Here is a 20,287-nt window from a genome sequence, read left to right on the forward strand (position 1 = left end):
AAAAATTAATTTATTTGGTTAATTAAAGAGGCCATCTTGCTGAATTTTACAATTATGTTAAGAATGTTGCATAATTGTAAAATTAATTATATAGTCTGTTCTTTAGACATTGGAGGACTAAAATGAGCAGACCCAATTATCCGCAACAATCAACTAGTACTATTTTAGTTGGCTTAAATTCTGTTCCAACACCTACGGTTGTCGTTACGCAAGCCAATAGGAACCATCATCACCACCAACGCCAATATCCTATAACAGTACAACCGCAACAAATTATAGTGCCGACTTCTAATCCTCATCCTCATCACTATGTAACTAACACGCAGGCACCTGTACATTACAATTCACCCCTTAGAAACCATAGTAGACGGGATCCACAAGAAGATTGGCATAATTCCCATACTCATAACCACTCTTATCACCCTCATAGATAAGCAATAGTTAAATAACCTTGTTTGATACCGTGATTATTTTACGGTATCAAATTGTTTATATGGCTATAAGCAAAAACAAGCACATACAATAAAAAAGAGATAATATAAATTTTTAAACTTACATTAGACTTCGGACGCTGTAAGTGAGGAGACAAGGTCAGTCGAAAAAAGGTGAAAAAGCGCAGTATACAAGAAGTACATGAGCATCTCCATCTACAGGGGGACAGGCTTTGAAGACTTTTTTCGGATGAGATTGGCTGTCAATAGCAGTGTCCGAAGAAGTCTATTAATTAGTCATTCTATTAGGCTGCCAATGCACATCATCAATAAACATATTAATGTATTTCATATTGCCAGTAAGAATTGGATCCTTGCTCATTATTTTTAATTGATAGGTGATAGTAGCGTTCTCGACATAATGTGGTTTTGATAGAAGAGCAATAAAATTTTGTGGGTGGCCAGAGGTGGATAACATAACTATCGTTGCATTAGGAGGGATAGCAGAGAAGTGATTACGTATATTTTTACCCGCCAATAATTCAATAAATTGCGATAACGGTAAAATACCCGCTTGCTTCTTTGGTTTATCAGTAAAATAACTAATATAGGTTGGTACATCTCGTAAGGTTAAGCTATAGCTATGATCTTTATTTTTAATAAGCTCACCTGTGCTTGATTGTTGTAAAAATAAAAAATTACTATTAATCGCCCAAGTAAAACTTGTAAATAAAAGTAAAACAGCACTTATTAAAGCTTTCATATAATTTCCCCCGTTTATTACCTTAATTATTGATTATAAAACATTTATTAATATATCTTGTAAAAAATATATGGCCTTTTTGTCCAAATCTAGAGTAATAAACAAGCAGCTATTAACGTTTGCTGCTACTATTAATTTAATTAGAATAAATTAGCAGATAGTTTATCTAATAAACGACTACAGGGCAAAATTTAATCAGTAAAATAAATATGAGGTATTTAAACCGCCTACTCCAAATAATTTATTAGCAGTAAGGCGTGATGCGTATTAGATTTAAGTTATAAAACTATAGAAACTGCTCTTCAAGGAGCGTGATTAATGAGGATAAAGCAATCAGCTAAAAATTCTAGTTTGCAGCAAGAATCTGCTTACCTAAAACAAATTATTAAAACCCAATCCTTACTAGGGCAAGCAAATTTTAATTTAGATGCATTTATGCAGCTTGTTGCTGAACAATTACAATTACTTACGCCAGCAACAGGTGCGGTGGTTGAATTGGTTGAAAAAAATGACATAGTTTATCGAGCGGCAACGGGCCTGATTGCTAATCATCTAGGTTTACGTCTTAGTAGACAGAGCAGTATTTCTGGTTTATGTGTTGCAAAAAATGAAGTGCTTTATTCAGAAGATACGGAGCAAGATGAGCGTGTTAATATTGAAGCTTGTAGAAAAGTGCGGGCACGTTCGCTTGTTGTTGCTCCTTTAATTTATGAGAGCCAGCCCATTGGAATTCTTAAGATTTTATCTGATAAACCACGCGCCTTCTCTATTAATGATATTCATATATTACAATTAATGGCTGGTTTTATTTCTTCAGGTTTGGCACATCAAATTTTACATGAAACCAATGAACGTATTTTAAAGGAAAGAACCAAAACTTTAAAACAATTACAAGTAGCACAAGAAAAATTATCCTATTTAGCTCATCATGATTATTTAACACAAATTTTTAATAGAAAATCATTTGATGATATATTGCAGCGCTCAATGGCACATGTAAAACGTCATGGTTGCTTATTAGGTTTAATATATTTAGATATTGATTATTTTAAATCAATTAACGATACCTATGGACACGTGATAGGGGATAAATTATTAAAGGCATTTAGCGCACGTGTTAAGCGCGGTATACGCAATACTGATATATTTGCTCGTTTGGGTGGTGATGAATTTATCATTCTTTTAGAGGAATTAACTTCCCAGCAAGATGCTATTATTATAGCTAATAAACTTATTAAAAAAGTTAGTGACCCATTTAAATTTAATGATCTGACTTTAGTGATAACCACAAGTATTGGTCTTGCTTTTTATAGAGGAGAAGAAGATTCCCATACTAAGTTATTGGCAGATGCTGATTACGCACTCTATCAAGCTAAACAGGCAGGTAGAAATAATTTTAAAATTTTTAACAGCAAAGATTAACTTGTTAAATTTTAAATATGAGCGAACGTCCATTTTCCTATGATAAACAATACATTACCGGCACCTTCGGCACCTGGAATATAAGTCGCTGATAAAGTTAATTGGCGATAAGAAAATGACGCCCAAGGCAATATGCCAGGAAAAGGAATATTATTAAATATATCAGGGCGAGCTGTGACTAAAATCGAATAACCTATACCCAGGTGTGTATGTTCATTGAAATGAGCCATTTTTAAAAAAGCATACCCTACCGCTGGTTCAACGTTCTTATGAGAATCAAGAAAGGCAATAGCAGATAATCCATGCCAATCTCCTTTTTCATCGTAAAAGCCTTTTCCTAAACCGCCACCCCATGCGTGTTCATTATAAGTTTTAATTTTTTTAGCACTATAAGTGTAACGATTATGCCAGGCATACCCAGAGAAATAGAGCTCATTATCGCCTTGTTCCCATACTTGATGTAGCCGTTGGCAAGCAGCTTTGAACCAATACGGCCAATTTACACAATGCTCGATTTCTCCAGCATGGCTATATTGCAAAAAGAATGTTAGGAACAGCACGATGATGGCTCGTTTCATAAGTTTGCAATTAAATTTTAGTCTTAATTCCCAGATAGAATATTTAATGCTAAAGTGACTTTAGCATACTATTGTTATAAAGCTAATATTTACATAGGAAAGAGAGCATAACATGGACTTGTTTCGTAAAAAATTAATTATTGAGCATAGTCATTCTGAGGGTCATTTAGCGAAATGTTTGTCTGCTTTTGATCTAATCTTTCTTGGCGTTGGTGCTATTATTGGCGCAGGTATTTTCGTTTTAACGGGGATAGTAGCTGCTACTCAAGCAGGACCTGCAATTATTTTTTCTTATGTAATGGCAGGATTTGCGTGTGCATTCTCAGCTTTATCTTATGCTGAATTAGCTTCTTTAGTAGGCGGGTGCGGAAGCGCTTACGGCTATGCATATGCTGGATTTGGCGAGTTAATTGCTTGGATTGTAGGTTGGGATTTAATTTTAGAATATTCAATTGCTGTATCCGCAGTATCAACTGGTTGGAGTGGTTATTTTAATGATTTGTTAAAAACAATGAGGATAGGTTTACCCCATCATTTGTTGAAAGGCCCATTCGATGGTGGCTGGATTAATATTTTAGCCCCAAGTATTATTCTTTTGTTAGCAGTCTTGTTGATTTGGGGCGTAAAAACAAGTTCACGTTTTAATAATCTGATGGTTTTCATTAAATTGGCTGTAATATTACTATTCATAGTTATAGCAAGTATGAATGTCGAACCAGCGAATTGGTCACCATTTATGCCTTTTGGCTGGATAGGTGTAATGCATGGTGCTTCATTAATTTTCTTCGCCTACATCGGTTTTGATGCTGTATCAACAGCTGCTGAAGAAGCTATCAATCCGCAACGTGATTTACCTTTAGGTATTATGGGTTCATTAATTATATGTACAATTCTATATATTATCGTTTCAGGGTTATTAACTGGAATAGTGCATTATTCTTCATTAAATGAACCTTCGCCTATAAGTCACGCTATGTTACTTTTAGGGCATAAGGTTGCTGCAGGTTTAATTGGTGTTGGCGCCATTGCTGGGTTAACGACAGTCATGCTTGTTATGTTTTATGGGCTTACACGTATTTTTCTTGCTATGGCCAGAGATGGCCTATTACCTAAGCTCTTTGCACACACCAGCACTCACTCTAAAACGCCCATAAGAATTATTTTAATTTGTGGTATTCTTATGGCCCTCATTGCTGCCATAATCCCGATAAGTGATTTAGCTGAATTAGTAAATATCGGTACTTTGTTTGCCTTTATAATAGTTTGTATAGGTGTTATTATTTTACGTTACAAACACCCAGAATTACCGCGACCTTTTAAAACACCCCTTATGCCTCTTATTCCAGTACTTGGAGTAATAAGTTGTCTTTATCTAGTTATCCATTTACCTTGGGTTACAATTCTACGCTTTGTTATATGGATGGTTATAGGCTTAATTATTTACTTCGTTTATGGTCAGTTTCATAGTACTTTGAATACCGCAAAAAATTAAAAAATTAAGACCAAGGATCTATTTTGGCTAAGGACAGTAAAGATAAAATTTACCCGATGTCGCGCGCATTAAAGCGACTAGCTGAGACCGCAGCAAAAGAAAAAAAAATGACTTATGGGGGTATTGTTGAAGAATTAGGCGATCAAGGCTTAGGTTTTATAATTGTTCTTTTTGCTTTGCCAAGTGCCCTTCCTATCTCAGCCGTACCCGGCTTCTCTTTTATTTTTGGACTTCCCATTGTTTTTGTTGCATTGCATATTATTATTGGAAGGCACCGAATATGGTTACCAAAATTCTTATCAGAAAAGGCAGTTAACACTGAGACGCTTTCTAAAATAATAAAAAAAACTTTACCCTACTTAAAGTATATTGAAAAGTTATTGAAACCACGCTTATGCTTTATGACTTCTCCTATTATGGAAAGAGTACATGGTGTTGCGTTACTTCTATTAAGTCTACTTCTATTATTACCTATCCCTATGAGTAATTTTATTTTTGCCGGTCTCATCATTTTGTTTGGATTGGGTTTAACAGGTGAGGATGGTTTGTGCTTATTAGTGGCTTATTTAGGCGCTATTTTATATGGCATATTTGTGACCACTATATTTAAAGCCATTTTTTAATAATTTTAATATTTTTAAATTAGGACTTACGAAAAACCATAATCTCTTCGTTAAAAAGCATTTTTAATTCGGTCATTTAGTCTATCTAAACTCCCTCATTAAAAATGTTTTTTGCCTTGACCTTGGTGTTTTTCGTCAGTCCTATAAATAAGCTTTAGTAGTGAGAATATCTAAACTTTCAAGTAAGAATCTACTTAAAAAACAACATAGTAGCGGCAGCTACAATACCTGCTCCAGGAATTGTTAATAACCATGCAAAAAATATTCTTTTTAAGATAGATAAGCGTATTTTTTCTAAACCGCGGCTAACGCCGGTACCGGTAATAGCCCCAGTGACAGTATGAGTAGTAGATACAGGGATTCCAGATTCAGTAGCTATAAAAATGATAATAGCGGCGCCCGTTTCAGCCGCACAGCCCCGTAGAGGGTTTAGCTCAGTAATTTTGGTCCCCATTGTATGTACAATACGCCAGCCGCCTGCCAAGGTGCCTAGGCTGATGACTAAATGGCAGCTAACAACGACCCAAAAAGGTACATAAAAAGTATCTCCTAGCCAAGAAGAAGAAAATAGCAGCACAGCAATGATACCCATTGTCTTCTGAGCATCATTACCGCCGTGGGTTAAGCTTAAGAAAGCTGATGAAATTAATTGAAAGCCTCTAAAAGATCGTTGTAAAGTTTGTTCATTGTGATTTTCGGTAAACCTAACAATCATCGTTGTTAAAAAAGCCCCTAGTAATAAGCCAGCAAGAGGCGAAATAAAGATACCAGCTAATACTTTAAGGAAACCTGCAGGCTTTAATACCCCAAATCCTGCTTTAGCTAAAGCAGCACCTGCAAGTCCACCAACTAATGCATGTGAAGAGCTTGAGGGTAAACCATAATACCAAGTGAAGAGATTCCAAAAAATTGCACCACACAAGGCAGCGAGAATTAAATACGGTTCAACAATACTTGTATCAATAAGGCCACTACCAATCGTCTTAGCAACAGTCAAATTGAAAACTAAAAATGCTATAAAATTAAAAAAGGCTGCCCAAATAACTGCTTGTCTTGGGGTTAGAACGCCGGTAGTAACAATAGTAGCAATTGAATTAGCTGCATCATGAAAGCCGTTAATAAAATCAAAAATAAAGGCAATTAAGATAACAAACAATATAAAAAAAGGGTCCGAAACCATCATCTATCCATGTTTTTAAATTTTTTATCTTTAGGAAAAATTCTAATTTGGGTAATTCTAGCCTTCTTCATCGCTTCAATAATGGCAAAAAAATCTACAAACTCAATTTGTTGTCCAATTGTTGGTACAGAACCAAGTTGATTTAAAATTAAACCCCCAACTGTTGTAATTTCTTCTTGCTCACTTGTAAGTGTCAATGGTCTTTGTAAGACTCTTTCTAAAGCAAATATGGGGCAATTTCCTTTAACAGTTAGACTACCATCAGGATGTTTTACCCAGGCATCTCGAGTTTTATGAAATTCATCTTTAATAACGCCAAGAACTAAGTGTAATAAATTATCGAGCGTAACGAAACCGGCAATATCACCTTGGCGATTGTAGACCAAGGCAAAATGTGGCATGCCACTTTGAAATTGACATAATAAGGTTAAAGCAGGTAACCTGTGTGAAACTTTGGGAATGGGTCTTGCCAAAGCTCGTAAATCTAACAATTCATTATCATCCTTATTATGTAGTAAGGGTTGTATATCCTTAACATGTAAAAGGCCAATTATTTTTTTTTCTTTCTGACTGTAAACAGGATAGCGGCTATAGCGATAACGCTCTAATGTTTCAAGAAGTTCTTTTTCTAAGATTGTGCTATCTAGCATTACCATATCATGATAAGAACACATGACATCAATTGCTTGTAATTTAGCAAGTTCAAGTGTGTGAGCTAAGATATTACTTTCCTGCGAGGTAAGCTCGCCATGTAATTGGCTTGAACGAAGTATAAGTTTTAATTCCTCAGTAGAATGTGACTGCTCACCAGGGTGCACTTCATCTAAACGTAGCTTTTTTAAAAAGAAATTAGAACAAGAATTAAGAAGCCAAATAATGGGGTACATTAGCCAATAAAAAACATACAGAGGTACTGCTGTCCACAGACTAATGCGTTCACTTTGTCTTATTGCCCAAGACTTAGGAAGCAATTCACCAATAACAATATGAAGAAAAGATAGCAGCGTGAAAGCGAAAGTAAAGCTAATAAACTCAATCAGCCCTGGCTTAGTTATACCAAGATATATTAATAAAGGTGAAAGTAAATTAGCAAAGGCAGGTTCACCTACCCATCCTAAACCTAGAGAAGCTAGAGTAATACCTAGCTGACATGCAGATAAATAAGCGTCTAGTTGTTTATGTACGCGAGCTAAAATGACACCGCGCCAAGGATACTGAGCTGCAATAATCGCCACTCTTGTGGACCTTAATTTGACCATAGCAAATTCTGCTGCTACGAAAAAGGCATTAAGGACAACAAGAATAAGGCCAACAATTATCAAAATAATGTTGATCATAATTAAATATAATAACTTGTTTTAGTCATTATTTGAGATGTTTTATTCATTAAATACTTTAAAATGTTAGGAAGTTCAACCGCGCCTGCTTGTTTAGCCATGTCCGCATGATGAGCTTCATCTTCTTGCATTTGCTTTAAAATAAGTGCCGTTTTTTTATCTTCTGCAGGCAGTTTTTCTAAATGTTTTTGTAAGTGAGCACTTACTTGTAATTCTGTTTCTGCTAAGAAGCCCAAACTAAATCGATCGCCTATTAACCCTGCAAGCGCACCTATTGTAAATGAACCAATATACCAGATTGGATTTAATAAGCTAGGTTGGCTGTTTAATTCAATTAGACGTTCTTCACACCAAGCTAGGTGATCAATTTCTTCTTCTGCTGCACTTATCATTTGTGCTTTTACATCAGTTAAACGCGCTGTTAATGCTTGCCCTTGATAAAGGGCTTGCGCACAAACTTCACCTGCATGGTTTACTCTCATAAGGCCGGCGACATGTTTTTGCTGATTATTTGTTAATGTCTCTGTAAAACTCTTATTTTCAGTTGGAGATGAGCGCTGACTAATTCGTTTTTGTGGCGGCAAAAGTGTACGTAAGGCCACGTCAACTTCATGGATCATTTGATCAAGAAGACTAAATTTTCTCATATTGAGCTCACTTACATTAGCTAAACTGAACTATTAAATTTATAAATCTAAGTTTAACATTAAAATACCTTTATTTAGATAATAAGGAATTATGACTTTTAATTCTAACTGTCAATTACTTTCTCAGCAGACAACTCTCTATTTAAAAAAAATATCAAACAACTCAATCATTAACCTAGTGATTTTTGTATACTTATTAATATTTAATGAAAGGGTACATACTTTTAATTGAGTTTTTATTAAAGGTTAGTTAGAGTGTTTATTCTTTTGGTGAAAAGGATTTAACTATGACGCTTTTACATTTAATTATTTTAATTATTATTGTAGGTGTTGTGCTTTGGGGGATTAATGCATTTATTCCTATGGCACCTATGATAAAAGGCTTATTAAATTTCTTAGTTTTTATTTTGTTACTTATTTACATTTTGCAATTCTTCCATCTTATTCCGACTATAATACCATTCCCAAATTTCCCTAGGGCGGGGTAGGTATTAATTACTGCCAAATAGTATTTATTTGGCAGTAAGAGTTATTTAAGGCCCAGGTGAATCATTTATATTATTACTTGGTGGAATAACAGGGCCTGCTGGTGCATCTTCATTTACCATGCTATCATCCACGGTTTTTTCATCTTTATTTTCAGCTTTCTTTGCAGTTTCTGGAGACTTACTGCCGACCTTTGGCATTGTTTGTGTAGTAGTGTCCTTCTCAGTAGGACTCGCTGTAGGTGGCTGTAAGTCTGCATGAACTAGTAGAGGTATAGCAAAAGTAGCTCCCAATATTGAGAGTAATTTTTTTTTCATACTATCTCCTTGTAATTTAATTTTAAAATGTTTAATAGTGCCAAAATGAATTTTAGCGCTATCTTTTATCAATGTTGATTTGGGTGAGATAAATAACTTCCGTAATAATCAGTCATTGTTTTTTTCCAGGCCTTAGAAGACATATCTGGCCAATGTTCTTTATCAAATCCAGGTGAGGCTGCTAAAACTTTTTTATCAATGGGTACAATAAAACATTCTCGTTTTAAATCATAAGAAAATAAGCTCCAAGGAAGAGCGAATAATTTTTTGCCCATACCTAAAAAGCCACTATACGATAATACTACATAAGCGACTTGTCCTTGTAGTTTATCAAGCATAAGTGTTTCAATTATGCCTAAGTTTTTGCCTCGTGAATCTTTAACATCAGCTCCAATAACATCATCGGTATTAACTATTTGCATATTCATGGCTAACCTCCACTTTTTACATTGACAATGTTTGTAGATTTTATCCATTTGATGATAAGTTATTTGATAATTATATGATCTTCTATTGATGAGTACTCAATAAAGTAATCATTATATTTTTTATAAATTATTTTCCTGCAATGAAGTAATCCTCACAAAAAGGCTTAGTATCATTATTTATACCTACTTTTATTTAATAATAGTAGTGATAAACATAAGCAATTCTTAAAAAGGGGCAATAAACACCTAAGTAGCTGCCAGTTTAACTACTTATGTGTTTATTGAGATCTACTCTTTAATTGGTATCTTAATAGGGGTAGGGTGAATAATGTTTCCAGTGTTTATAAGATGGTCCATATTTGCCTTTATAGTACCAATTATTATACTTGTAGCCTTTATGCCAACCATGATGATAACCATTATCCCACCAAACCTTTTTGCCAGGATAGTTATGGTATTTCCAGGAATTATTATGTTTCCAGTATTTATTATATTTCCAAGAGTTATTATATTTCCAATGTTTATGCCCATAATGAGCTAGCATCATCTTATTCCCTGTAGAAAGGGCTTGATTAGAACTGGAGAAAGCAACAGGTGTTATAATAAATGATCCAGAAAGAACAGCAATTTTTACTATTTCTGTCATCTTCATATCCGACTCCTTAAATAATTGTTAAGTCTTCAATGAGCTAATAAAAATAAGCAGTCATCATTTAGCAGTATAGGTAGGTAAACTATTAAGTTCAAATATTAAACAAATAATTTTTAGTAACGGGCCTATCTAATAAGCTAAGTAAAGTAGGTGAAGAAATGAGATAAGGAACGTAATAAGTAATATTTAAATGATCAGAAGCTGGAAAAAGAGAAGAAATAGAGGCTTACTTTTATTTAAGCTTTTTTAAGGCTATCAGATAATCATTTAAGATAAAGTACAATTGAAACTTATTTTTTATCTTTTAATTTCTTAATGATTTGCTGACAAAAAAAAGGTAAATCAACTGGGGTTCTTGAAGTAATTAAATTATTATCTACTATCACCTGTTCATCAAGAAATTGAGCACCTGCATTAATTAAGTCATCTTGAATAGACTTAACACCGGTTACTTTTTTTCCGTTTAAAATTTTAGCAGAGATTAGTACCCAACCAGCATGACAAATAGCTGCAACGATCCTACCTTGTTCGTAGGTATTCTTCACTAAACGGACCATGGCCGGTTGCACACGCATTTTATCAGGGGCATAACCTCCTGGAATAATGATGGCATCAAAATACATACTACTTGCTTCTTCTGCCGTAATATCCGCTTTTGCTTCATAACCTAGTTTACTGGTATAACTTTTGATTTCTTTTCCTATAATTAAAGGTTCTATCCCTTCTTCTTGTAAGCGTAGATAAGGATACCAAAATTCTAACTCTTGGTAGTCATTCTCAATTAAAATACCAACTTTTTTATTAGTTAGTGCCATAGCCTTACCTCAATTAGTATGATAGTAAATTTAAAATCTATAGGGCTTACGAAAATACCAATTTCTTCGTTAAAAAATATTTTTAATTCAGTCGCTTAGTCTATTTAAACTCCGTCATTAAAATATTTTTTGCCTTGACTAAGATATTTTTCGTAAGTCCTATTGAAATTTATTAAATTTTGCTACTTACAGTATTAAATTAACATTAGCTTTCTAAGCAAGCAACGTTTCTTGACCAGCTAATTATTATATAAACTTAATTATAAATCATTATACAGATTTAACCGGGGAATTTATAAATTTATTAACTAATCAAAAATTATTGCTATGATACAGGTTTAATTTTATAAGTGTTGCTGTGTTTAAATTTCCACAGATAAAAATTACTGATGGCACGATTGAGGCTTTAAAATGGCTAGCTTTGCTATTTATGACTATCGATCATGTTAATCGCATTTTTTTTAATCCAAGTTATTATCCTGCCTTTTGTATTGGGCGCTTAGCAATGCCTTTATTTGCTTTTGTTTTTGCTTATAATCTGGCCAGGCCTGTAAAACTTACCAGTAAAATTTATTTAAAAATGAGTAGAAGGCTCTTATTATTCGGGCTCTTAGCAACTCCTGGCTATATCATGATGCTACATTTAAAAAGCATTCTGCCCTTAAATATAATGTTTACACTCTGGGTCGCTGCAACAACCATTTTTATTTATTCGCAGAAAGGAGGGCAACCTCTGGCTTTTTGTATATTTTTCGTAGGAAGTTTATTTGTTGAATTTAGTTGGCCTGGGGTGGCTTTAAGTGTTTCATTTTGGCTTTACTTGCGTAAACCTTCAATATTATTTGCTACTTTTATTTTAATTTCATATCTTTTATTAAACCCAGTCAATAATAACAACTGGGCTATGGCAACAATCCCCATTATTTTTTTAGCAACTTTAATAGATATTCACTTTCCAAGGTTACGATATCTATTTTGGATTTATTATCCTTTGCATTTAACAGTATTAGTACTTATTAAAATGTTGATATAGCAGCAATAACTATTTGGCTAATAATTATTCAATTTCCTTGCTTGCCTTAAATGCTTGCCAATCCTCATCATGTTTAAAAATGTAGCGGCATGCATGTTCAATAAAGAAGTCTCTATAGCGGATACCAGCACGTTCACAGTATTCTGTTATTTCGTCATACACTGCTTTACTTATTCTAATACGAAATTGGGTCTTCTTTTCAGCAGCAGGTTCCTGCGAAATAAGCATCTTATTCCTCACTTTAACACGTAAAACAAGCAAATAATTATAATCAATCATTGATTTAATTCAATTAACTAATGAGAAGTTGTTAATATGAAGTAGTCATGATAAGGTCTGACAGTTGACTTAACTAAGGAGAACCCATGAAAAATTGCTTTAAGATAGCGGTTATAGCAACGTTACTGATGTCGTTGTTTGGGTGCCAAAATAATATACTTTCCAGCAATAGCGTACCTTTTATGAATTCTGATAGCGCAATCATTGATTCAGTGCGGGCTACTTTTGCTAACAATAATCAACTTGCAGGAATACCCATTGAGATACAATCAACTAATGGTATTGTAGAATTAAGTGGATATGTTAAAACTATTCGACAAAGTGATACAGCTCTTGAATTAGCAACTAAAGTGCCTGGCGTAAAAGGTGTACAAAATAATTTAATAGTTAGAAAATAAAATTAATTTAATTTTTAGTATCCAATACTATTTCGTTAGTACAAGGTATTTTTAATTAAGGCCCTACGTGTTAAGTCTTAGGGCCTTAAGTTTATAACTTAACGTGCAAATTCTTGCTTACTGAAGGCCACTCTATCAAGAATAGTTTCTTTAGTAGTTGCACGTGCCTCAATTAATTTATAGCGTTTAACAGCACCTTCTCGATTAGCAATTTGTATATTTAGCCCTGGCCTTGCGTTTAATTCAAGCATTAAAGGGCCATGATCTCTATCAAGGACAATATCCACACCTAAATACCCTAGTCCAGTCAGCTCATAACAACTTGCAGCAATCTCAAGAATTTTATCCCAATGCGGAACCTCAATATCTACAATTGGATTTAAGGTATCGGGATGATAATCAATCGCGTCATTATGAAAAACCCCACCTAAGGTCTTTCCAGTTGCAAGGTTAATTCCTGCGCCAATGGCACCTTGATGTAGGTTGGCCTTACCGCCTGATAAGCGTGTTGGTAAACGAACCATGGCCATAGCTGGATAGCCTAATAAAGTAATAACACGAATATCAGGTACACCCTCATAACTTATTTCTTTAAAAACTGAATCGACAATAACACGATGTTCTATAATGGCATAATCAGCATGGCCACCAAGGCTATAAGCCCCTGATAACAAAGATGAAAGGTGATAGCTTAGTTCTTGATCGGTGAGTAATTTACCATTTATTTGTCTGTAACGTCCAAAGACGCGCTCCGTGACAACAATAATGCCATCGCCTCCGGCGCCATGGGCAGGTTTTATGACAAAATCTTTATAAGGAGATAAAAGTTGTTTAATTTCTTTTATCTGATGCTCTGTTTCTATAATTTTATAAAGTGGCGGAACAGCAATGCCTGCTTTTAAAGCCAAGTGCTTAGTTTGTAATTTATCATCTACTAACGGATAGAGCTTACGGTGATTATAACGTAGTACATAATCACTATTACGTTGGTTAATACTTAAAATGCCTTTCTGTTTCAAACGACGATAAACATGCCACATTAAGGACCTCCAGCTCCAGCCAGCACTTTAAAGCGGAATAGTTCAAAGAGCCGATAGCCTCTATATTGGCCAACAAATAAAATTAAAGCCAATAAAACTAATAATAATTCTGGAAAAGCAAAAAATAAGTATTGAATTGGAGAATAACTCATAGCCCCAAAAGCAATAATGGCTGCAAATAAGCTACCTAGCCCTGATTTAATGGCCTCACTTGGACCACGTTCGTCCCAGGTTATACACATTCTTTCAATAGTCATGGTTAAAATAACCATAGGAAATAGTGCAACAGAAAGGCCAGATTCAAGGCCTAAGTTTTGACTCATCACACTAATAAAGATCATTAAAAGAATAACAATAGTTAAGATAGCTGCAAGCCTTGGGACTAAAAGAAGCCTAAGCTGATCTAAGTAAAAGCGAGCTAATAGGCCAAAAGAGACTATAAGGATAAATAGTGATATACCCCAAATAACATGTGTTTCTCGAAAGGCAAGTGCGATTAACACAGGCATAAATGTCCCAAATGTTTTTAAGCCAACAAAGTTACGCAATAACAGAATAATAAAAGCGCCAATGGGGACGGTAAGTAAAATCTTATAAGTTTCTTGGGCATTAACGGGTAACTGAAGTAAGGAAAATCGTAACATCTCCGAATCTGTTTGTAAGCCCCGAGCTTTAGCAATAGTTAACGCATTTATAGGCGTAGGTGAGATAGTTAAATTAAATGCCACTCGTTTACCACCTACGACAGTGTATAAAGGTTCAGAACCATATTGCCAAACTAAAAAGTTTTTGGGTAAGCCGGCACTGCCAGTGCGGGGATTAATATATAACCATTCTTTACCGTTATAAACAGCCATAAAAGATTTAAATTCAGCTTTATTTTGCTGGCTTAAATAAACGCCTTTTACAGGCATGGCATAAATCTTAGCTTGATTTAATATCAATATTGCTGCATTAAGGACATTATCTTCAGAGAAATCACTACCGATTAAAAGTTTTGCATTCCCTTCTTTTTTATTGAGTTCTTTAATTGTTCCTTGGGCAAAGGTTTGAATATCTGCCGAAGACTGACGAACTAAGTTAGTAATATTATTAACCGCCGATTTTTGGTTTTCTGCCAGAGACAGCATTTTAATAGCGGGTGGTTTAGGTAGAGTTGCTTCATTAGTATCTGTTTCACGAAATATTGCTCGATAATAAAGTGATTGATCACCGGCGCCTCGGCGTAATGACCAGACTGTTTGTCGATTATAACCAACTAAATTTGTTGTAATGCCATAGTTATGTGAAACAAAGTACTCATCTAAAATAGCAAAATAAGGGGGCATATAAGGAATAATAAAATTCGCTTTAACTGGCGTATTTCGTTCGGCTGTGAAACGAAGATTTGCTTCAACCATCCAGCTATTAACAGTTTCAGTATCAGTAAGAGGTACATCTAAAAATAAATGGCGATATAAAAATAATCCTATGCCTAGAACAAATAAGGTTATAATTAAACCGTAGACATGATGTTTATTTGACTTCATTATTATTCAACACTGCTGGTTTAACGTTAAAAGTAATACTTGGATCTACTAATCCTGAGAATGCTTTAATAGCATCTCTTCCTAGCAGAAGAGGATATAAAAAGCGTTTACGATTAGCTAAATTAACAGGAATAGTTCGTTCTCTATCACCCAATCGAATACGTACAAGTACAACAGGCCTATTTAATGGATCTTTTTTAGATTTTAAATTTTCACCTGCTCTTACTTTAATTTTTACATCTCCTAAATATTCAGCGATAAATGGTATGTCACCTTCTTTGGTAGGAACAAGAAAACTTAAATAGATTTTGCCATTTTGTTCCACTTGTTCAATATGAATCGCACTAAGGGAAGCTGACTTTGCACCTGTATCTAGTTTCGCTGATAAAGGAAGATTTTTATCAACCAGGATGGCTTTTTCAACATATCCATAAACAATTTTGTTTTCTCCAGCCATTGTATATCCTGAAAATATTATGCAAACTAAAATGAGCAATGTAGATAACTTCATCTCTTTCTCTCTAGTTAACGTGAGTGCAATGTAACAGATCTTATAATCTGTCATGCTACACTCGCTTTTGATAACGTTCGTTTAACGATATAAGAGAAACTTTATCTCTTTATACTGAACTCTCGTTAGTTAAATCTATGAATCTTACCAGTTTAGTGACACTATGCCCAGGTTTCCAAAAAAGGCTAATACAGGAAAATTATTTTCAATTTAAAAAAAATCTCATTAAACCTCTTCAAACTACCATTGGAGGTCGATCTCGTCCGAAAAAATTCTATTTATAGCAGCTAACGATGTTCTTTAATTTGCTAAATGCAAAGAAGTAAGTCCAATTAATCCTGTAATAAAATAAAAACTTGCCATTTTAAAGCGTTGTCCTTTACGTAAAAATAGGCACAGTACGGTTAATACAATTAAAGCAGGGTAAGTAAGTTGTAGAATAGGATTTAGAAAAGCTGCAATGCCTTTAAAATCTAATAAAGATATAATAAATGCAAAACCTGTTGTAAGTATTAAAAAAATAAAAAACTTATCCTTGTTCACTTTGCAGGTTGTAGCAAGGTAACGCGCAAATAAATTGTTTAGAGCGACTGCAGTAGTTAAACAAGAAAAAAACATCGTAATAGCCATAAACAAAGTAGCTTGGCTACCTAACGCTTGCGCAGCAATAGTAGGCAAAATTAACTCAGGCCTAACATCAGCGAGGAAAACCGCATAATGAGAGCCTAGGTAGACTAAACCTAAATAAATAAGTCCTAATAAAGTAGCACCTAAAATACTTGGTTTAATTGCAAAACGAATAATTTCTTGATTAGAGGATTTTGGAAAATCTTTTTGTATTTGCTTAAAAATGAGTGATGAGAAGAAAAAAGCAGCAAAAAGATCCATCGTTTGATAACCGGTTAAAAAGCCAGTGCTGAAAGCTTGATTAGCTACAGTTTTATGAACATTTGCAGGCGCTTTGATTACTGCAATGAAAATTAAAATAATAAGGGTAGATAATAGTAAAGGGCTCATCCATTTTCCTAATGCTTTAACCATAAAGGTATCGTTTAAGCAGAGAAAAAAAGTAATAAGACAGAAGGCTAAGCTAAACCACATTAAAGGAATTTGTGGAAAAAGATAACTTATACTGCCATACGCAACCGTAATACAGCGGGGGACAACACCAAATGAACCTAAAAGAGATAAAATAAGAAAAGGTAAAAATGCGCCTGCTAATTTTCCTGCTTCATTAAAAAAGCGCAGGTAATTACCATGATAAAGTTTTATTACAAATAAACCTAGCAAGGGTAAAAAAATACCAGTTAATAATAAACCTATAAATGCTAAAAACCAGTGTGAACCACCTGTATAGCCGATTTGTAAAGGAAATACTAGATTACCAGACCCAAAAAACATTACAAAAATTGCGAAACCATAAATTAATGTTAATTTATACTGCTGCTGCATGAAAAAATTTTCCTACTGATTAAAAATTAAGGTTTAGCCTAAGGCTCTATTTCCGGGTTTCAATAGATAGTTTAAGCTAGAGCAAAGTTTGAATATTGAGCGAACGTAAACGGCCTAACCGGCCACATCATGAATTAATCGAAGGTTAAAACTATAAGTCACTCTTTTTTTAGTCATTAATAAGATAGCTAGCTGCATAATTTTAAGTGTGCAATTATATGTCACAGTAGCTTCTTTATACTCATTTATTGACCATTTGGCAAGAGATAATTGTATATCTATGCAGTAATATAAAAATGTTACTTCAATAATGAAGTTTTAGAACAAGCTATTAAAGATTATCTACTTCACGATTGGAGTAAATTTAATAGGTAAAAAGTTTGCAAACTAAGCAAAAAATATCCGCCATTAATCTAATAATTATAAGGATACAGAGGAGCGAGCTAGCTAAAGAATAATAAAGTTTTACTTTTAATTTTAGATAATTATGGTAATATTGTCGATGGACTAGTTATTCTGATTTATTTTAAGCCAAGCTGAAAAATATATTGCCATTTATGTGGAAGTCATGTAAAATGCGGCCCATCTTAGCCGTTGCATTAATTCCATGACGACCAAGAGCAATTTAGCGGATGATAAAGACTCTTCAAGTGACAATGAAAGTTCTATTTATGCTATCGCCGGTAGGCTAGATGTACAAAGCCGCTTGTTGGCTAGACAACTGCATGAAGCTGGCCATATTTATCTTCTGTATGGTTTACTAGATGGTTTAAATCTTTCTTATAGTACTCTTAAATATTTCTTCGACGTTATTTTAACTAATAGTAAAACCTCCTCATCTGATGCGCTGCATGAATGGACATTAACGCCTACAGGGATATTAGTCGCAGCAACTGAATCAATCACATTAATTGTCTTTTCAATGCTTGCTAATCATTTTAAAGACAGCGACAAGAACCTTTTTAAACGCTATATCGCTGTTACATGGCCTTATCTTCGCGATTCATTAAAAGGGCTAAAAAATGGCTACAAAGGAGTTCGTAGTGCGATTCAAGTTGCTAACTTATTAGGCGGTACTAATTTAAATCTTTTAATTCTTCCAATAGGTTTAGCAATAAGTGGCTTAACCATTTTAAATCGTATTTGGCTACGTCATATGATAGGTCTGCGCAAAGATATGATGAGAACAAATGCTATATTATTGGCATCCATTGAGAATAATGAAAACTTATCAAGCGAAGACTACGAACGAATAAGAAACTCTATTTTTAAACAAACTCAAGAGGTAAAGAATAGACATCGATTCGCTTATATAGTAACAGCATATTGTGGTACCGCAGATAGCCTCTATTATTATATAGGGGTACTCACATTATGCTCATTCAATTGGCCATTACTATTAGCGATGGCTAGCCTTTGTATTACTTATTCTCTTGTTTGTATTGCAACACGGATCTATGAGGAATATGACAATCAGCGTAAGCTTAAAATTTCGCAAATAAAAATTGATCTCGCATTATTTATTAAAGAAAATACGCCAATTTTGCAAGCTAATTTTGGAAGATTACAAGAAATATCTGAACTTATCGCGCTAGGTGATAAAACGCAAGCGCTGCTTGAAGAGCAAGATAAATTAACCATCAATATAAAAGCAACCTTATTAAAGCTTAAAAATAAACGTGAGCATCTTAAGTCTTTATCAACCTTATCACCAATACAAGCTTGTTTAGAAGGAATGAGACATGGATTAGCTGCTTATGGCGCTCTTTCTAGTGTGCTGTTTGCTATTGCAACAATCATTGTTTTTAGCACAGCGACATTTCCGCCAGCGTTAATTATCAGTTGCATTTCTGTGGGCATTATATTTCTAGCCGGCTTTGTTGCTTATTCAATGTATCAACATTATAAACATAGAAAGAAGGAAGTTAGTATTGTTGATAAACCTTATGAACAGCTAAATGACATGTTAAAAGAGTTAAAACAAATACAGCAACGAAATATTAGTCTAATAAGAGATTCAGAGCATGCTCAAAAAACGAGGGATTTTAAAGAGGAAGTAAAAAAAGTTATTGATGATGGTAAAAAAGTGCCAACTGCACCTGAATTTGTTTTTCAACAATGGTTTGAAACAATACGCTCTTTTTTTTCGGGGTTAAGTAAAGGTAATAAAGCTGTAGATTATACACTGAATCCATTGCAAGAGTTAGCAAGTGACGGACATTATCATGATACGCCAGTTATGATAGGTATTTCATTTGCCGCCTCAGCATTATATGCCTTTACCATGGCGCTACGCGCTCACGCTCGAAGCTTTGGCCGTCCTCCTATATCGCAGCCTAAATCTTCTATCACTAAACAGACAGCTAGTGTTGAAACAAATCCTAAAGTTGACTCAGTCCCATCCAAAGATGACAAACCGTATCATACTCCCCCGATAATTCGCCAAATTAACGCAGAAGACACTTTGCCTTCGGAACAGCTGCTACAGCCGCCCTCAGGAAGCCAAGATTCGATAGTGGCTGGGAGGGCGCCTGATAATTCTCAAAATATTCAACATACCACTCAAACCCCAACCCAGCCAGTTCAAATACCCCGCTCTACCTCCTTCTTTCATACTAATCGAAGCTCAAAGGCCCAAACAGAAAAAATTAAAATAACAACAAATAGTAGTTTTTCTGGTAAACATAGCGTTGCGAGAGAAGAGGTAGAAACACTTAAACAAGCTAATATGACTAGCCCTAAGTCCGATATGCGCATAGCTAAGAAACAAAATTTTTCTCAGTCTTTTAGGCTAGGTTTATCTGGCTTTTCATTATTTTCTAGGAAAGAAAATTTTATTCCACCAACTATAGGTGCTATAACACCAGGTTAGTT

Annotated in this window: 22 protein-coding genes; 8 read left to right on the forward strand and 14 right to left on the reverse strand. The window is 34.4% G+C overall.

Annotation, left to right across the window (positions count from 1 at the left end; all coding sequences use genetic code 11):
• Positions 1 to 122: 122 nt before the first annotated feature.
• Positions 123 to 434: a hypothetical protein gene (locus E1P04_RS06180; protein ID WP_131782048.1), complete on the forward strand. Its 312-nt coding sequence runs from the start codon at positions 123 to 125 to the stop codon at positions 432 to 434.
• A 286-nt stretch (positions 435 to 720) separates the two neighbouring features.
• Here E1P04_RS06180 and E1P04_RS06185 read toward each other — a convergent pair whose 3' ends face one another.
• On the reverse strand, positions 721 to 1,194 hold the full coding sequence (locus E1P04_RS06185; RefSeq protein WP_131782049.1) for a hypothetical protein: 474 nt from the start codon (positions 1,192 to 1,194) through the stop codon (positions 721 to 723).
• A 318-nt stretch (positions 1,195 to 1,512) separates the two neighbouring features.
• Between E1P04_RS06185 and E1P04_RS06190 the strand changes: the two genes are divergently transcribed.
• Entirely contained in the window at positions 1,513 to 2,616 is a 1,104-nt protein-coding gene (locus E1P04_RS06190; RefSeq protein ID WP_131782050.1) for a sensor domain-containing diguanylate cyclase, read from the forward strand.
• 11 nt (positions 2,617 to 2,627) lie between these two features.
• On the opposite strand, the gene pagP is transcribed toward E1P04_RS06190, so the two are convergent.
• Positions 2,628 to 3,194, reverse strand: a complete 567-nt coding sequence (gene pagP, locus E1P04_RS06195; RefSeq protein WP_131782051.1) for a lipid IV(A) palmitoyltransferase PagP — start codon at positions 3,192 to 3,194, stop codon at positions 2,628 to 2,630.
• A gap of 112 nt (positions 3,195 to 3,306) precedes the next feature.
• Here pagP and E1P04_RS06200 point away from each other — a divergent pair, with 112 nt between their 5' ends.
• Both E1P04_RS06200 and E1P04_RS06205 read left to right on the forward strand, forming a co-directional pair.
• Positions 3,307 to 4,686 carry an amino acid permease gene (locus E1P04_RS06200; protein ID WP_131782052.1) on the forward strand — a complete coding sequence of 460 codons (1,380 nt, stop codon included), beginning with the start codon at positions 3,307 to 3,309 and terminating at the stop codon, positions 4,684 to 4,686.
• Between the two features lie 23 nt (positions 4,687 to 4,709).
• Positions 4,710 to 5,309: an exopolysaccharide biosynthesis protein gene (locus E1P04_RS06205; RefSeq protein ID WP_131782053.1), complete on the forward strand. Its 600-nt coding sequence runs from the start codon at positions 4,710 to 4,712 to the stop codon at positions 5,307 to 5,309.
• Positions 5,310 to 5,499: 190 nt separating this feature from the next.
• Here E1P04_RS06205 and E1P04_RS06210 read toward each other — a convergent pair whose 3' ends face one another.
• Genes E1P04_RS06210 through coq7 form a run of 3 tightly spaced genes read right to left on the reverse strand, consistent with a single transcriptional unit; the run spans position 5,500 to position 8,473 of the window.
• Positions 5,500 to 6,489, reverse strand: coding sequence for an inorganic phosphate transporter (locus E1P04_RS06210; RefSeq protein ID WP_131782214.1), 990 nt, complete (start codon positions 6,487 to 6,489; stop codon positions 5,500 to 5,502).
• A complete protein-coding gene (locus E1P04_RS06215; protein WP_131782054.1) occupies positions 6,489 to 7,826 on the reverse strand; it encodes a hemolysin family protein in 1,338 nt (445 codons plus the stop codon). The genes E1P04_RS06210 and E1P04_RS06215 overlap by 1 nt, the downstream gene beginning before the upstream one ends.
• Before the next feature lie 2 nt (positions 7,827 to 7,828).
• Positions 7,829 to 8,473 carry a 2-polyprenyl-3-methyl-6-methoxy-1,4-benzoquinone monooxygenase gene (coq7, locus tag E1P04_RS06220; protein WP_131782055.1) on the reverse strand — a complete coding sequence of 215 codons (645 nt, stop codon included), beginning with the start codon at positions 8,471 to 8,473 and terminating at the stop codon, positions 7,829 to 7,831.
• A gap of 287 nt (positions 8,474 to 8,760) precedes the next feature.
• Here coq7 and E1P04_RS18010 point away from each other — a divergent pair, with 287 nt between their 5' ends.
• Entirely contained in the window at positions 8,761 to 8,961 is a 201-nt protein-coding gene (locus E1P04_RS18010; RefSeq protein ID WP_115329537.1) for a Thivi_2564 family membrane protein, read from the forward strand.
• 45 nt (positions 8,962 to 9,006) lie between these two features.
• Here the strand turns inward: E1P04_RS18010 and E1P04_RS06230 are convergent, their stop codons facing one another.
• The 4 genes from E1P04_RS06230 to E1P04_RS06245 all read right to left on the reverse strand — a co-directional run bounded on the left by E1P04_RS06230 (position 9,007) and on the right by E1P04_RS06245 (position 11,171).
• Entirely contained in the window at positions 9,007 to 9,276 is a 270-nt protein-coding gene (locus E1P04_RS06230) for a hypothetical protein (RefSeq protein ID WP_131782056.1), read from the reverse strand.
• 68 nt (positions 9,277 to 9,344) lie between these two features.
• The gene (locus tag E1P04_RS06235; protein ID WP_131782057.1) at positions 9,345 to 9,704 is read right to left on the reverse strand and encodes a PRC-barrel domain-containing protein; all 360 of its coding nucleotides are present in this window, start codon (positions 9,702 to 9,704) and stop codon (positions 9,345 to 9,347) included.
• 307 nt (positions 9,705 to 10,011) lie between these two features.
• A complete protein-coding gene (locus E1P04_RS06240; protein WP_131782058.1) occupies positions 10,012 to 10,356 on the reverse strand; it encodes a hypothetical protein in 345 nt (114 codons plus the stop codon).
• Between the two features lie 290 nt (positions 10,357 to 10,646).
• The gene (locus E1P04_RS06245) at positions 10,647 to 11,171 is read right to left on the reverse strand and encodes a type 1 glutamine amidotransferase domain-containing protein (RefSeq protein WP_131782059.1); all 525 of its coding nucleotides are present in this window, start codon (positions 11,169 to 11,171) and stop codon (positions 10,647 to 10,649) included.
• Between the two features lie 358 nt (positions 11,172 to 11,529).
• Here E1P04_RS06245 and E1P04_RS06250 point away from each other — a divergent pair, with 358 nt between their 5' ends.
• Positions 11,530 to 12,204 (forward strand): TraX family protein, encoded by a 675-nt coding sequence (locus E1P04_RS06250; RefSeq protein ID WP_131782060.1) that lies wholly within the window; start codon positions 11,530 to 11,532, stop codon positions 12,202 to 12,204.
• A 24-nt stretch (positions 12,205 to 12,228) separates the two neighbouring features.
• On the opposite strand, the gene E1P04_RS06255 is transcribed toward E1P04_RS06250, so the two are convergent.
• The gene (locus E1P04_RS06255; protein ID WP_115329549.1) at positions 12,229 to 12,432 is read right to left on the reverse strand and encodes a hypothetical protein; all 204 of its coding nucleotides are present in this window, start codon (positions 12,430 to 12,432) and stop codon (positions 12,229 to 12,231) included.
• Between the two features lie 137 nt (positions 12,433 to 12,569).
• On the opposite strand from E1P04_RS06255, the gene E1P04_RS06260 reads away from it, so the two are divergent.
• Positions 12,570 to 12,881, forward strand: a complete 312-nt coding sequence (locus tag E1P04_RS06260; protein WP_131782061.1) for a BON domain-containing protein — start codon at positions 12,570 to 12,572, stop codon at positions 12,879 to 12,881.
• Positions 12,882 to 12,979: 98 nt separating this feature from the next.
• Here E1P04_RS06260 and E1P04_RS06265 read toward each other — a convergent pair whose 3' ends face one another.
• The 4 genes from E1P04_RS06265 to E1P04_RS06280 all read right to left on the reverse strand — a co-directional run bounded on the left by E1P04_RS06265 (position 12,980) and on the right by E1P04_RS06280 (position 17,413).
• Complete coding sequence (locus E1P04_RS06265; protein ID WP_131782062.1) at positions 12,980 to 13,921, reverse strand: alpha-L-glutamate ligase-like protein; 942 nt, start codon at positions 13,919 to 13,921, stop codon at positions 12,980 to 12,982.
• Positions 13,921 to 15,450 carry an inactive transglutaminase family protein gene (locus E1P04_RS06270; RefSeq protein WP_131782063.1) on the reverse strand — a complete coding sequence of 510 codons (1,530 nt, stop codon included), beginning with the start codon at positions 15,448 to 15,450 and terminating at the stop codon, positions 13,921 to 13,923. Before E1P04_RS06270 ends, E1P04_RS06265 begins: the two co-directional genes overlap by 1 nt.
• Positions 15,437 to 15,907: an ATP-dependent zinc protease family protein gene (locus E1P04_RS06275; protein ID WP_242604395.1), complete on the reverse strand. Its 471-nt coding sequence runs from the start codon at positions 15,905 to 15,907 to the stop codon at positions 15,437 to 15,439. Before E1P04_RS06275 ends, E1P04_RS06270 begins: the two co-directional genes overlap by 14 nt.
• 354 nt (positions 15,908 to 16,261) lie before the next feature.
• On the reverse strand, positions 16,262 to 17,413 hold the full coding sequence (locus tag E1P04_RS06280; protein ID WP_131782065.1) for a branched-chain amino acid transport system II carrier protein: 1,152 nt from the start codon (positions 17,411 to 17,413) through the stop codon (positions 16,262 to 16,264).
• 607 nt (positions 17,414 to 18,020) lie between these two features.
• On the opposite strand from E1P04_RS06280, the gene E1P04_RS06285 reads away from it, so the two are divergent.
• On the forward strand, positions 18,021 to 20,285 hold the full coding sequence (locus tag E1P04_RS06285) for a hypothetical protein (RefSeq protein ID WP_131782066.1): 2,265 nt from the start codon (positions 18,021 to 18,023) through the stop codon (positions 20,283 to 20,285).
• Positions 20,286 to 20,287: the final 2 nt, after the last annotated feature.

Source organism: Legionella gresilensis (assembly GCF_900639865.1).
GTDB classification, from domain to species: domain Bacteria; phylum Pseudomonadota; class Gammaproteobacteria; order Legionellales; family Legionellaceae; genus Legionella_C; species Legionella_C gresilensis.